Source organism: Bacillus sp. FSL L8-0528, assembly GCF_038593085.1.
In the GTDB taxonomy this organism is placed as follows: Bacteria; Bacillota; Bacilli; order Bacillales; family Bacillaceae; genus Bacillus; species Bacillus paralicheniformis.
Genome location: NZ_CP151961.1, coordinates 3788500 through 3802747, shown reverse-complemented (window position 1 = coordinate 3802747; position 14248 = coordinate 3788500). Strand labels below are relative to the sequence as shown.

Below are 14248 nucleotides of genomic sequence, written 5' to 3'. Positions count from 1 at the left end.
AATGATGATAGAACGTCATGTCGTGTCAGAAGCGCTTGCGGATCAGTTGTTAAAGGAATATCAGGCCGGTGCTTCATTCTTTTTCTCTTCCCCTGAGCGGACCATTCTGGCGGAAGGTGTTTTGGCTTCTGTTTCTCAAACAGAAGAGCAAAGCCTTGCTCAGCGGGCTGCGGAAGTTCTGAAAAAAGCGAGGGAGAACGGGCAGAAAAATCCGATGGTGGTCGGAGCTGTGCCGTTTGACGATGCAAAGCCGGCGCAGTTAACCGTGCCGGTCGAAGCGTGGCATGCGGGGCCGCTGACATGTGAAGAAGACGGTAAAGAGGAGCCTGAACCTGCCCTGTACCCCTATGATATCGAGCAGATTCCAAGCCCGGAAGCGTATATGACCGGGGTCAGACGAGGATTGGCAGGTATAGCAGCAGGAGAATACAGCAAGATCGTCCTTTCCCGGTCATTGCAGCTGACCTCACCGATTAAAGTCGATATCGGTCAATTGCTGCGAAATCTTGCCCGCCGCAATACAAGCGGGTACAACTTTGCCGTTGATTTAACCGGGCAGTCATCTGAAGCGCCTCGCACCACTTTGATAGGCGCGAGTCCCGAACTGCTTGTATCACGGTCCGGGTTCTGCGTTACGGCAAATCCTTTAGCAGGTTCAAGACCTCGGAGCGATGATCCCGAAGAAGATCGAAGACGGGCGGCTGAACTGCTTGCTTCGCCTAAAGACCGTCACGAACATGCGGTCGTTGTCGAAGCGGTTGCTTCCGCGCTCAGGCCGTTTTGCCGGAAGCTGGAGGTGCCGGAACCGTCGCTCATCAGCACGCCGACGATGTGGCATCTTTCAACGGAATTGAAGGGAGAGCTTACAGACCTCTCTGTATCATCATTGGAGCTTGCCGCCGCCCTTCATCCGACGCCCGCTGTCTGCGGCACGCCGACGAATGCGGCGAAAGAAGCGATTAAACAGATTGAGCCGTTTGACCGCGGGTTTTTCACAGGTATGGTCGGCTGGTGCGACGCGGACGGTGACGGAGAATGGGTTGTAACGATTCGCTGTGCCGAGGCGGAGGAACACGCGCTTCGACTGTACGCAGGTGCCGGAATTGTCGCCGGGTCGAAGCCTGAAGACGAACTTGCCGAAACGTCTGCAAAGTTTCGGACAATGCTTCTTGCGATGGGAATGAACAGTGAGTAACGGAGGGATAGAGATGCTGAAAGGATGCACGACATGGCCGAAGGAGTTTGCGGATAAATATCGGAAGGAGGGATGCTGGCGAGGCGAAACTTTTGGAAAAATGCTGAGGGAGCGGGCCGAAAAATACGGAAGCCGCATTGCCCTTACATACGGAGATATCCATTTAAGCTATCGTGAGTTAGACAGGAGAGCCGATTCTTTGGCTGGCGGTCTTTTAAAGCTGGGGATCAAAAAAAATGATCGCGTCGTTGTCCAGCTGCCGAATATCATCGAGTTTTTTGAAGTTTGCTTTGCGCTCTTCCGGATCGGAGCTCTGCCTGTTTTTGCGCTTCCATCGCATCGGCATAGCGAGATCACGTATTTTTGCGAGTTTTCTGAAGCTGCTGCCTACATTATTCCCGATCGTCACGCAAAGTTTGACTACCGCAAGCTGGCGAGACAGGTAAAGGAGAAGCTGCAAGGGCTCCGTCATGTCATTGTCGCCGGGGAACCGGAGGAGTTTGAAGCGCTGGCAAGCCTTTATGATCAGCCGGCACCTCCGCAAAACGTCTATCCAGAAGATGTCGCCTTTCTTCAGTTGTCGGGGGGAAGCACAGGTCTGTCCAAGCTGATCCCGAGGACGCATGATGATTATATATACAGCTTGAGGGTCAGCGCAGAGATTTGCAGGCTCGATCACAACAGCGTATATCTTGCGGCTCTTCCGATCGCTCACAATTATCCGCTCAGCTCGCCGGGAGTGCTCGGTACGCTGTACGCGGGAGGCCGAGTCGTCCTTGCATCAGGAGGCAGCCCGGATGAAACCTTCCCTCTGATCGATAAGGAGAGGGTAACGATCACGGGACTCGTACCGCCGCTTGCGTTAATCTGGCTTGATGCTGCTTCGGCGCGCCGGGACGACTTGTCAAGCCTCCAGGTCTTTCAAGTCGGCGGAGCGAAATTCAGCGCCGAAGCTGCCAGACGCGTTTCATCGGTGTTTGGCTGCAAACTGCAGCAGGTTTATGGCATGGCAGAAGGTCTGGTCAACTATACCAGACTTGATGATCCTGAAGACACGATCGTTCACACACAAGGCAGGCCAATGTCTCCGTTTGACGAGATTAAAATTGTGGACGAAAAAGGACGCGAACTTGGACCCGGACAGACAGGAGAGCTGCTGACAAGAGGTCCATATACGATTCGCGGCTATTACAAAGCTGAGGAGCACAATGCCAAAGCGTTCACTGAAGACGGGTTTTACCGTACGGGAGACTTGGTTAAAGTCAATTCATCAGGCTATTTGATTGTTGAAGGACGAGCTAAAGACCAGATCAACAGAGGCGGTGAGAAGGTTGCCGCGGAAGAAGTGGAAAACCATCTGCTCGCACATCCGGGGGTACTCGATGCGGCGGTTGTCTCGATGCCGGATCAATTTCTCGGCGAAAGGGCGTGTGCATATATTATCCCTCGCGGCGCTGCACCGGCTCAGGCTGAGTTGCAATCGTTTTTGAGAGAAAGGGGCCTTGCAGCCTACAAAATACCCGACCGGGTAGAAATGGTTGAAGATTTCCCGCAGACAGGCGTAGGAAAAGTCAGCAAAAAAGAGCTGCGTGCGGCGATTGCTGAAAAAATGTCTGCAGCTGAGAATGTCAGATGATAAAAAATGAGAGGATGTGATTTGATGGCCATTCCTGCCATCTTACCGTACCAAATGCCAGAAGCATCAAATATGCCGAAAAACAAGGTGTCATGGACTCCTCATCCGAAGCGTGCGGCGCTTCTGATCCACGATATGCAGCAATATTTTCTCAACGCTTACCGTTACGGCGAGTCTCCGGTCACAGATCTGCTGGCTAATATCAAGAAGCTTCGGAAGCGATGTGCCGAGCTCGGCATGCCGGTTATTTTCACGGCTCAACCCGGCGCCCAGACACCGGAAGAACGGGGGCTTCTCCAAGACTTTTGGGGACCCGGAATCGGTCCTGATCCCGATGAGCAGAAGATCGTAGATGAGCTGAAGCCGAATGAAGGCGACATCGTTCTGACCAAGTGGAGGTACAATGCGTTCAGAAAAACCAATCTTTTAGGTGTGCTGGAGGAGCAAGGTCGGGATCAGCTCATCATCACCGGCATCTATGCCCATATCGGCTGCCTGATGACGGCATGTGATGCGTTTATGCAAGATATTGAAACGTTTTTTGTCGCCGATGCGGTGGCGGATTTCTCATTAAAGCATCATGAAATGGCCATCACATACGCAGCTGACCGCTGCAGCGTCACAATCACTGCGGAACAGCTTTTGAGCCGGCTGAAAGATGACGCAAGCCATGAACACGCAAAAGAAAGCTCTCATGCACTGACAAAACAGATCATTCGCGAACAGGTCGCATCGCTTCTCCTTGAATCACCGGAAAAGATAAGCGACAGCGAAAATTTGATTTACAGGGGACTTGATTCCGTAAGAATCATGAGTCTCGCGGAGCGCTGGCGCCGAGCGGGGCGGGAGGTGTCATTTGTGGAGCTTGCGGAGGACCCTTCGATTGAAAACTGGTGGAGACTGTTGTCCTCCTCTAAAGAAGCACCCTTGCCAAATGCAGACTATCAATGAAGGAGGTCGCCTTAATGCCTGAAAGTCAACATAACCGAAAGCCATTATCAGGAGCGCAAGCCGGCATTTGGTTTGCTCAGCAGCTTGATCCGGAAAATCCGATCTACAATACAGCTGAATACGTTGAAATTAAAGGCCCGCTTGATCAAGAGCTTTTCGAGAAAGCGCTGCGCCATGTTATGAAAGAAGCTGAATCATTCCATGCCAGATTTGGAGAAGATCAAGACGGACCGTGGCAAGAGATCGTTCCGTCGGCAGATTTTCCGATTCATTACATTGATGTCAGCTCAGAAACCGATCCGGAACAGGCGGCTAAAAGCTGGATGAAGGATGATCTTGCCCGTCCGGTTGATCTGACCCGCGGTCCGCTTTTTACAGAAGCGCTTTTCAAAACGGCGCCGGATCATTACTTCTGGTATCAGCGAACTCACCATATCGCAACGGACGGGTTCAGCTTTACACTGATCGCCGAGCGGCTGTCAAAAATATATACCGCATTGATGCAGAACAAATCGATCGACCAGAGCGGAGCCTTTGGCTCCCTCGATTTGATTCTCGCGGAGGAAACGGCTTACCGTGCATCAGAACAGTATCAGGAAGATCGGCGATTTTGGCTTGAGCGATTCAGCGATGAACCGGAGGTAGTCAGTCTTGCCGAAAGGGCGCCGCGTACCTCTTCAAGCTTTCTTCGCAGGTCTGACTATCTGCCGAGTGAGCATGCTGATCATCTTCTGTCTGCCGCAAGCAGAATAGGGGCAACTTGGCACGAAACCGTGATGGCAGCAGCTGCAATATATGTTCATCGGCTGACGGGGGCAAATGACGTCGTTCTCGGGATGCCGATGATGTGCCGCCTCGGATCGGCCGCTCTCCATATTCCGGGTATGGTCATGAATCTTCTTCCGCTTCGGATTGGCATGCAGCCGGAAATGAGCGTAGGAGAGCTGGTCAAGCAAATCTCAGCGGAGATGGTGAAGCTGAGGCGTCATCAGCATTACCGCCACGAGGAACTGCGCCGGGATCTCAAGCTGCTTGGCGAAAATCAGCGGCTGTTCGGTCCGCAGCTTAATTTGATGCCTTTTGAGAACCGCTTGAATTTTGCCGGCTGTCAAGGCATCGTGCATAATCTTGCCACGGGACCTGTGGACGATCTGTCAATCAACATTTACGGCCGCCCGGACGGAGGCGGGTTGAAAGTAAACATGGATGCAAACCCCGCTGTTTATCATGCGGATGAACTTGAACATCATATTCATCGTTTTCTTACTCTTCTGAAAACGATTGCCGATTGCGAGCAAACTCAGCCGGTGGGGACGTTGGATATTCTTCTCCCGGAAGAACGCGCTCAAATTTTGATCGAATGGAATCAAACAGACCGCGGTCTTCCCAATGAGAGTCTTCCGCAACGATTTGAAAGGATGGCGAAGGAGTGCCCTGAATCTCCGGCAGTCGTTTCCAGTGATCAGGTTCTCACCTATTCCGAATTAAATAAAAGGGCAAATCAACTGGCTCATCTGCTGATCAATAAGGGGGCGAAACCCGAGACATTCGTTGCTTTGGCCCTGCCGCGATCAGCGGAAATGATTGTCAGCATGCTCGCCGTTCTCAAGGCTGGAGCGGCTTATTTACCTATAGATCCCGATTATCCGGCTGACAGGATCGAGTATATGCTCAATGATGCACAGCCGCTGTTTGTCATCACCAGCAAAAAAGCACAAGATGTGATCAGTTCGCAAACGCCGAAGTTAATCCTTGATGAACAAACTGTTGTGGAAAAAATCTCCGGCTGTTCTGAAGAAAATCCCGGCGGACAGCATTCCGGCTCTCAGCCGGCATATATGATTTATACGTCCGGATCAACCGGCAGACCTAAAGGCGTGGTTGTACAAGCTGAAAGCTTATTCAATTTTTTGCTTTCAATGCAGGATATGTTCCCGCTTAATCAAGACGACCGGCTGCTGGCCGTCACAACGATTGCATTCGACATCTCAGCACTCGAAATTTATTTGCCGCTGATCAGCGGGGCGGCAGTCGTTCCTGCCGAGAAGGAGACGGTACAAGATCCGTCCGCACTAGCCAAAATGATTGAAACATACGGAATCACCATGATGCAGGCTACACCGACCCTCTGGCACGCATTGGCCTCAAGCGCTCCGGACAAGCTTAAAGGTCTTCGTGCGCTTGTCGGAGGTGAAGCTCTGCAAGCCAGCTTGGCCCGGCAATTGCAGCAGCTCGGATGCACATTAACGAACCTTTATGGACCGACGGAAACAACGATTTGGTCTACAGCCGCCGCGCTGGAAGCAGGCTGCACGGAACCTCCGGGAATCGGCCGTGCGATTTGGAATACGCAGCTGTATGTTCTAGACGCCGGATTGCAGCCCGTGCCTCCGGGAGCGGCTGGAGAACTTTATGTGGCAGGAACCGGAGTGGCGCGCGGCTACTTGAACCGTCATGCTCTCACGGCTGAACGCTTTATTGCGAATCCGTACGGGCCGCCTGGATCGCGGATGTACCGTACGGGCGACCTTGTGCGCTGGCGCGAAGACGGGTCGCTTGATTATATCGGCCGTGCGGACCACCAAGTCAAAATTCGCGGATTCCGCATTGAAATGGGAGAAATAGAAGCGGTGCTTGCAAATCATCCGGTTGTTAAACAAGCTGCTGCTATTGTTCGTGAAAACCAGCCCGGTGATCCGCGTATATTTGCGTATATCGTTCCCGCTTCGGGAGAAAGCCTTCATCCTGACGAGCTTCGCGGCTACGTTGGTGAAACACTGCCCGACTATATGATTCCGTCTGCATTTGTCATCCTTGATGAACTGCCGCTTACGCCGAACGGAAAGCTTGACCGCAAATCCCTGCCGGCCCCGGCGTTGAGTATTTATACAGGCGGACGTGAGCCAAGGACTCCGCAAGAGGAAATATTGTGTGATTTATTCGCTGAAGTGCTGGGGGTGCCGCGAGTCAGTATTGATGACAGCTTTTTTGATCTTGGCGGACATTCGCTTCTGGCGGGCAGGCTCGTCGGCCGGATTCGGGAAACGCTCGGCGTCGAACTCGGAATCGGCCGTTTATTCGATGAGCCCACAGCCGCCGGGCTTGCCAAACAGCTTGATCAGGCGCAGAGCGCCCGTCCGGCATTGCGTAAAAGAGAGCGCCGCCAGGAGATTCCGCTGTCCTTCGCGCAGCGGCGCCTATGGTTTTTGCACTGTTTGGAAGGACCGAGCCCGACCTATAATATTCCGGTTGTCGTTCATTTAACCGGAAGTTTGGACCAAGAGGCGCTGACAGCCGCTCTGGGCGATGTGGCAGCAAGACATGAGCCGCTTCGAACAATTTTCCCGGATCAGCAGGGGACAACACACCAGCTGATATTGGAAGCGGATCAAGCGCGTCCCGAACTCGCTGTATCCCATGTCAGCGAACATGATTTAGAAAAAGTCCTGGCGGAGGCTGTTCGGCACCGTTTTCATTTAGAAAAGGAACCTCCGTTTCGCGCCGAGTTGTTCGTACTTGGACCGGACAAATTTGTTCTTCTTCTGCTTTTGCACCATATGATTGGCGACGGCTGGTCTTTAACGCCGCTGACCCGCGATTTGGAAACTGCCTACAATGCGCGTCTGAATGGTGAGGCACCTGCTTGGGAGCCGCTTTCTATACAATATGCCGACTATGCCGTATGGCAGGAACATCTGCTTGGGCGTGAGAGCAATCCGGACAGTCTGATTGCCAAGCAGCTCGGGTATTGGTCAAAGGCATTGGAACATCTGCCTGATCAGCTGGAGCTTCCGACTGATCACCCGCGTCCGTCGGAATCAAGCTACAGAGGCGGTACGATTGATCTCAGCATTGACGAACAGCTGCACGGCCGTTTGCTCGCTTTGTCCCGCAGCACCGGAGTCAGCATGTTCATGATTTTGCAGTCGGCCCTTGCCTCACTGCTGACACGGATCGGAGCAGGCCACGACATTCCACTCGGCAGTCCGATAGCGGGAAGAAACGATGATGCTTTAGGCGGAATTGTCGGATTGTTCGTTAATACGCTTGTGCTTCGAACGGATACATCGGGTAATCCAAGTTTTCGGGAGCTTCTGAACAGAGTTAGAAAAGTAAATCTTGCAGCATATGAGCATCAGGACCTTCCGTTCGAGCGCCTTGTTGAAGTGCTCAATCCTGCCAGATCAAGAGCGAGACATCCGCTGTTCCAAATCATGCTCGCCTTTCAAAATACGCCTGAACCTGAGCTTGAACTTTCCGGCCTTAAATCAGACATTGAAATTCGCAGTGTCGGCGCAGCCAAGTTTGATTTGACGATTGAGCTTCGGGAACATCGAAAAGCGGACGGAACACCCGCAGGTATCGGCGGATTTGTGGAATACAGCACAGATTTATTTGAGCGAAATACGGTTCAAACATTGGCCGAACGGCTTGTCAGACTGCTGGATTCAGCAGTATCCGACCCTGATCAGCCGATCGGAAGACTTGATATTCTCCTTCCGGCCGAACGTGAAAACATGCTGGCTGACTGGAGCAAATCGTCCAACAACATACCTTGTTCATCTTTGCCTGTTTTATTTGAAAAGCAGGCTGCGAAGGACCCGGAAGCCGTTGCGGTTATATATGAAAATGACTCGCTCACATACAGCGAGCTCAATAGACGCGCTAACCGGCTTGCCCATCTCCTGATCGCCAAAGGGGTCGGTCCCGAACAATTTGCTGCCCTGGCGCTGCCAAGATCTTTGGATATGGTTGTCGGACTGCTTGCAGTGCTGAAAGCTGGCGCGGCATATGTGCCTCTGGATCCGGACTACCCGGCAGAAAGGATAGCGTTTATGTTGAATGATGCACATCCTGCCTGCGTCGTTACGAGTTCAGCGGTCGAATCAAGCCTTTCTGTTCCCGCATCTGTTGAACGGATTGTACTTGATGACCCTTGCATACTAGAGGAACTGAACGGATGCGCTTCTGCGAATCCGGTTGATGCCGACCGTACGACGCCTTTGCTGCCTCTTCACCCGGCGTATGTCATTTACACATCCGGTTCGACCGGCAAGCCGAAAGGGGTGGTCGTTCCGCATCAAAATGTCGTGCGGCTGTTTGGAGCGACTGACCAATGGTTCCATTTCGACTCTGACGACGTTTGGACGATGTTTCATTCTTACGCATTTGACTTTTCGGTATGGGAAATTTGGGGAGCGCTGCTCAATGGAGGCCGGCTTGTCGTGGTGCCTCATACAATCAGCCGCTCGCCGGCCGACTTTCTCAATCTTCTCGTTCGCGAGGGAGTGACGGTGCTCAATCAGACACCTTCCGCATTTTATCAATTGATGCAGGCTGACCGGGACAATGCTGAGACAGGAAAGCGCCTTTCCTTGCGCTTTATCATTTTTGGAGGGGAAGCGCTCGAGCTGAAGAGGCTTGAAGATTGGTATGAACGCCATCCGGAGCATTTCCCGCGGCTGATTAATATGTACGGAATTACAGAAACGACGGTACATGTCAGCTATATTTCCCTCGATCAGCATACTGCAGCACTTCAAGCGAACAGCCTGATCGGTCAAGGGATTCCCGATTTAGGTGTATATGTGCTTGATGAATACCTTGAACCGGTACCCGCGGGCGTCACCGGAGAGATGTATGTGTCGGGGGGCGGCCTCGCACGGGGTTACTTGGGCAGACCCGATTTGACGGCAGACCGCTTTGTCGCTGATCCGTTTGGACCGCCGGGAACCCGGATGTACCGAACCGGTGATCTTGCCCGCAGGCGTCAAGACGGCTCTCTTGATTATATGGGCCGGGCCGATCAGCAGATCAAGATCCGCGGCTTTAGAATCGAACTCGGCGAGATAGAAGCGGTGCTTGTCCGCCATCACAGGGTGAATCAAGCCGCTGTAGTTGTAAGGGAAGACCAGCCCGGGGACAAGCGCCTGATCGCCTATGTTGTCCCGGCGTCTGCAGAAGAAACCGATCCGGCTGAGCTGCGCCGGTTTGCCGCAGGCACTCTGCCGGAGTACATGGTGCCTTCTGCATTTGTAAAAATTGCAGACCTGCCATTGACTCCAAATGGCAAACTTGATCGAAAAGCGCTGCCTGAGCCTGATTTTGCCGCGGCTGTTAAAGGGCGGGGGCCAAGAACACCGCAGGAAGAAATCTTATGCGATCTTTTTTCAGAAATCCTCAATGTGCCGCGGATTGGTATTGATGACGGATTCTTCGAACTCGGCGGTCATTCTCTGCTCGCCGTACAGCTGATGAGCCGCATTCGTGAAGCGCTCGGCGTCGAACTCGGCATCGGCGACCTGCTTGAAGCGCCTACTGTCAGCGGACTCGCTGAACGGCTTGAATCCGGCGGCGGGCAAAGTGCGCTGGATGTACTGCTTCCGCTGAGAACCGGAGGCAGTCAGGATCCCCTGTTTTGTGTGCACCCGGCCGGAGGCCTCAGCTGGTGTTATGCCGGTTTAATGACGGCACTCGGCAAGGAATACCCGATATACGGCCTTCAAGCCCGCGGGATCGCAAGGCAGGAAGAGCTTCCTGATACGCTCGACGACATGGCCGCGGATTATATCCGGCACATTCGTACGATTCAGCCAACAGGGCCTTATCGTCTTCTCGGCTGGTCTCTCGGAGGCAATGTTGTGCATGCGATCGCAACTCAGCTGCAGGAACAAGGGGAGGACATTTCGCTTCTTGTCATGCTTGATGCTTACCCGAATCACTTCCTTCCAATTAAAGATGCACCTGATGAGCAGGAAGCATTAATTGCACTCTTGGCATTGGGAGGATACGATCCGGACAGCCTTGACGGGGAACTGCTGAAACTTTCCAGTGCGATCGATATACTGCGCCGCGATGGCAGTGCGCTTGCCAGCCTGGATGAGGCTGCGATCTTGAACTTAAAGGAGACCTATGTGAATTCCGTCCGGATTTTAAGCGAATATAAGCCCCGCGTCTTTTACGGCGATATCCTGTTTTTCAAATCAACCGTGATACCGGAATGGTTTGATCCGATCGATCCGGAGTCATGGCTTCCTTATCTTAACGGAAACATTGATATTCATGATATGGATTGCCGGCATAAAGATTTGTGCCAGCCGGAGCCGCTGGCCGAAATCGGACGTCATGTTGCGGAAAAACTGGACGGCTTGAAAAAAGATACGGACAAGTAGGGAGAGATAACGATGACAAATCCTTTTGAAAATGAACAGGGCACATATGTTGTTTTAATGAATGAGGAAGGCCAGTATTCACTCTGGCCCGCCTTCATTCATATTCCGGCAGGGTGGAAGGTTGTCTGCGGGGAAACGAGCCGCAGCGACTGCATCGACTATATCAGCTCGAATTGGACCGATCTCTCGCCGAACAGCTTGAAGCCGGCTGCAGAAGTTCACGGCGGTCATCAATGAATAGAAGGCCGTTCAATCAAAGGACGGTTGTCAGCATTGTATATGTAACGGCCATGTTTATGGCTGCAATGGATGCGAGTGTCATTAACATGGCATTGCCCGCCATCATGAACGAATTTCAAACATTACCATCTGCTGCAGGCACAGTTAACATCGGATACTTAGTCAGCTTGGCTGTCGTTCTTCCCGCAGCCGGCTGGTTTGGAGACCGCTTTGGGACAAAGCGTGTTTTCATTGCCGCACTTTCCATATTTACGGCTGCATCCGCATTATGCGGAATCGCTGACAATCTGGCGGCATTAAACGTATTTCGTGTGATCCAGGGAGCCGGCGGCGGATTGATTACACCGGTGGGAATGGCGATCTTGTTCAGAACGTTTCCTCCGCATGAACGGGCTAAAATTTCGAGAGTTCTCGTTCTTCCGATTGCGGTCGCGCCTGCGGTTGGGCCGATCATCAGCGGGTTTCTGACAGATCAGCTGTCATGGCGCTGGATTTTTTACATTAATATTCCGATCGGAATGATCATTCTGCTGTTTGGCCTGTTATATCTTCATGAACATATGGAGCCGAAAGCGGGCAGATTTGATTGGCTAGGATTTCTTTTGGCTGGACCGGGAATGGCGTTGGCGGTTTTTGCACTCAGCCAGGGGCCTGTGCAGGGCTTCGGCTCTCCGAATGTGCTTGTTTCAGGAACCGGGGGAGTGATTCTCCTCGACATTCTCGTTTTTGTCGAACTGAAGGCTAAGCATCCGCTGATTGAACTGCGCTTATTGAAGGACCGGGTTTTTGGAATGATGAGCGTCATTTCGCTTTTGACAGCAGGCGGACTCCTTGGCATGCTCTATATATTTCCGCTGTTGTGCCAGGAAGCACTCGGCTATTCTGCGACCGATACCGCTCTGATCACGTTTCCCGAAGCATTAGGCTTGATGCTGGCCTCCCAGCTGATGCCGAGGTCGTTAGGAAAGCTCGGGCCGAGGCGGGTAATTTCCGCTGCGCTTTTAGGCGCCGCCGTATTGTTTGGGCTGCTGAGCCTGACCGGATACGGGTCAAATCTGTGGCTTCTCAGGCTGCTGCTGTTTTTGGCGGGCTTTTTCCTGGGGCATGCGGTTGGCGCGGCGCAGGTTGTTTGTTTTGCCAACATTTCATCCACATCAATGGGCCGAGCAACGACGCTGTTTAATGTGCAAAACCGGCTCGGATCTGTTTTTGGAGTTGCCGTCATGTCGTGCGTCCTTGCCGTGCTCAGTCAGCCCGGCGCAGGGATAGAGCCTGATTTATCAGCTTACCGGACCGCTTTGCTCGGTGCAGCCGGCTTCCTCATGGCAGCATTTTTCATCGCACTCAAGCTCAAGAACGCTGACACTGGACGTCAAATGGACAAGCATGCTTCAGTTTCCAAAGGTGCGGCGGCTTCCGGTAAGTAAAACAAAAATCCTCCCGTTTCCGGGAGGACTTTTTTTAACAGCATGAATGGCGCGCTATAAAATCGGCGACAGCAGGATCGAAATGGCTTCTTTGAAGCGGATCGATTTGCTTCTGTTTAAATATTCCTCAAAGGTCAGCTCCCTTGAGACTTGCAGATCTTTTTCAAATGATAAGACAAGGCTTCTCGAAATTTCCTCATCGTATAAAAAAGCATTCACTTCAAAATTGAGCTTGAAGCTGCGCATATCAATATTTGCCGTGCCGACCGATGAAATTTCTTCATCTACAACGATTGTTTTCGCATGGATAAATCCGTTGTCGTAAATAAATACGGAAGCGCCGGCTTTTAAAAGTTCGCCGATGTAAGAATAGGTAGCCCAGTACACAAACGGATGGTCGGGTTTGTTAGGAATCATGATTCTCACGTCAACACCGGACAGACAAGCGATCCTGAGGGCATCGAGCAGGCTTGCGTCCGGAATAAAATAAGGCGTCTGTATAAGAATCGACCGCTTTGCCGTTGATATCATTTTAATATAGCCGTTTTTAATCTGCTCCCATTCTGAATCGGGGCCGCTGGTGACGATTTGCATGCCGATGTTTCCGTGGGAATCGATGTCAGGAAAGTGGTTTGGCATATATGTAATATCGTGATGGTGCGAGGCCTGATTCCAATCCAGGATAAAACGCGTTTGAATCGAATGGACCGCCGTTCCTTTGATTCTGAGATGCGTGTCCCGCCAATAGCCAAAAACCGGATTCAGACCGAGGTATTCGTCCCCGACATTAAATCCTCCGACATAGCCGATGACGCCGTCGATAATGACGAGCTTGCGGTGGTTGCGGTAATTCATGCGCAAATTGATAAATTTAAAACGCGACGGGAAAAAAACTTCGACAAATCCTCCCGCCTTTTTCAGCTCTTTGAAAAAGCTTTTCCTGAGGCTTCTTGATCCCAGCTCATCATACAAAACGCGGACTTCAACGCCTTCTTTTGCTTTTTTGATCAGCGCATCCCGCAGCTTCTTGCCGATCTCATCGCCTTTATAAATATAATATTGAAGATGAATATGGTCTTTGGCGTTTTCTATGTCGCGAAGCAGTCTGTCGAATTTCTGGCGTCCGTCCGTTAACAGCTCGACCGCATTGTCTTCCGTAAAAACGGCGTGGTTATTCAGAATATGCATATAAATCAAATCTTTGCTGTCCGCCGTCGCTTTATTGCGAAATTCGAACTCGCGGTTTTTCAGCTTGGTCAGCTGCTGTTCCAATATTTTTTCCATCCCGATTCTCTTTCGGTCTTCCCATTGAAAAAGGTGATTCCTGCTCAAATTGTGGCCGAAGAGCAAATAAAGAATAAAGCCGAGAACGGGAATAAAGAAGAGTACCAAGAGCCATGCCCAGGAGGAGCTTGCATCCCGGCGTTCCCTAAAGATCACAACGATTGCCAACAGCGTGTTTAAAACTAATATAAAGCCGAGAAATATCGATGTGATGCTGATATTTTTAATAATATCCATATTGAACCTCACAAGACGGATTTGTTTTTATACATTCCATTTATAACAGTTACTCCCCTTTCAAGCAACTATCTCATGTTATACGGGGCGGGGGACGGAAAGTTCC

At 51.7% G+C, this 14248-nt stretch carries 7 protein-coding genes; 6 read left to right on the top strand and 1 reads right to left on the bottom strand.

The window, feature by feature from the left end:
• Nucleotides 1-4: 4 nt before the first annotated feature.
• From dhbC to MHI30_RS19420, 6 genes are read left to right on the top strand one after another with little or no spacing between them, the layout of a single operon-like run.
• On the top strand, nt 5-1195 hold the full coding sequence (gene dhbC, locus MHI30_RS19445; protein WP_237562633.1) for an isochorismate synthase DhbC: 1191 nt from the start codon (nt 5-7) through the stop codon (nt 1193-1195).
• 13 nt (nt 1196-1208) lie between these two features.
• Nucleotides 1209-2831, top strand: coding sequence for a (2,3-dihydroxybenzoyl)adenylate synthase (locus tag MHI30_RS19440; protein ID WP_003185956.1), 1623 nt, complete (start codon nt 1209-1211; stop codon nt 2829-2831).
• Nucleotides 2832-2855: 24 nt separating this feature from the next.
• Nucleotides 2856-3782 (top strand): isochorismatase family protein, encoded by a 927-nt coding sequence (locus MHI30_RS19435; RefSeq protein WP_075751558.1) that lies wholly within the window; start codon nt 2856-2858, stop codon nt 3780-3782.
• Between the two features lie 14 nt (nt 3783-3796).
• Nucleotides 3797-10954, top strand: coding sequence for a non-ribosomal peptide synthetase (locus MHI30_RS19430; protein WP_075751557.1), 7158 nt, complete (start codon nt 3797-3799; stop codon nt 10952-10954).
• A gap of 12 nt (nt 10955-10966) precedes the next feature.
• Nucleotides 10967-11191: an MbtH family protein gene (locus MHI30_RS19425; RefSeq protein WP_075751556.1), complete on the top strand. Its 225-nt coding sequence runs from the start codon at nt 10967-10969 to the stop codon at nt 11189-11191.
• Nucleotides 11188-12621 (top strand): MDR family MFS transporter, encoded by a 1434-nt coding sequence (locus MHI30_RS19420; protein ID WP_075751555.1) that lies wholly within the window; start codon nt 11188-11190, stop codon nt 12619-12621. Before MHI30_RS19425 ends, MHI30_RS19420 begins: the two co-directional genes overlap by 4 nt.
• Before the next feature lie 54 nt (nt 12622-12675).
• Here the strand turns inward: MHI30_RS19420 and cls are convergent, their stop codons facing one another.
• Entirely contained in the window at nt 12676-14124 is a 1449-nt protein-coding gene (gene cls / locus MHI30_RS19415; RefSeq protein WP_075751828.1) for a cardiolipin synthase, read from the bottom strand.
• Nucleotides 14125-14248: the final 124 nt, after the last annotated feature.

What these genes read in the sequence shown, in the direction of transcription:
- MHI30_RS19425 (WP_075751556.1), top strand. Translation starts at nt 10,967, where the DNA reads ATGACAAATCCTTTTGAAAATGAACAGGGCACATATGTTGTTTTAATG.
- MHI30_RS19440 (WP_003185956.1), top strand. Translation starts at nt 1,209, where the DNA reads ATGCTGAAAGGATGCACGACATGGCCGAAGGAGTTTGCGGATAAATAT.
- MHI30_RS19420 (WP_075751555.1), top strand. Translation starts at nt 11,188, where the DNA reads ATGAATAGAAGGCCGTTCAATCAAAGGACGGTTGTCAGCATTGTATAT.
- MHI30_RS19430 (WP_075751557.1), top strand. Translation starts at nt 3,797, where the DNA reads ATGCCTGAAAGTCAACATAACCGAAAGCCATTATCAGGAGCGCAAGCC.
- MHI30_RS19435 (WP_075751558.1), top strand. Translation starts at nt 2,856, where the DNA reads ATGGCCATTCCTGCCATCTTACCGTACCAAATGCCAGAAGCATCAAAT.
- dhbC (WP_237562633.1), top strand. Translation starts at nt 5, where the DNA reads ATGATAGAACGTCATGTCGTGTCAGAAGCGCTTGCGGATCAGTTGTTA.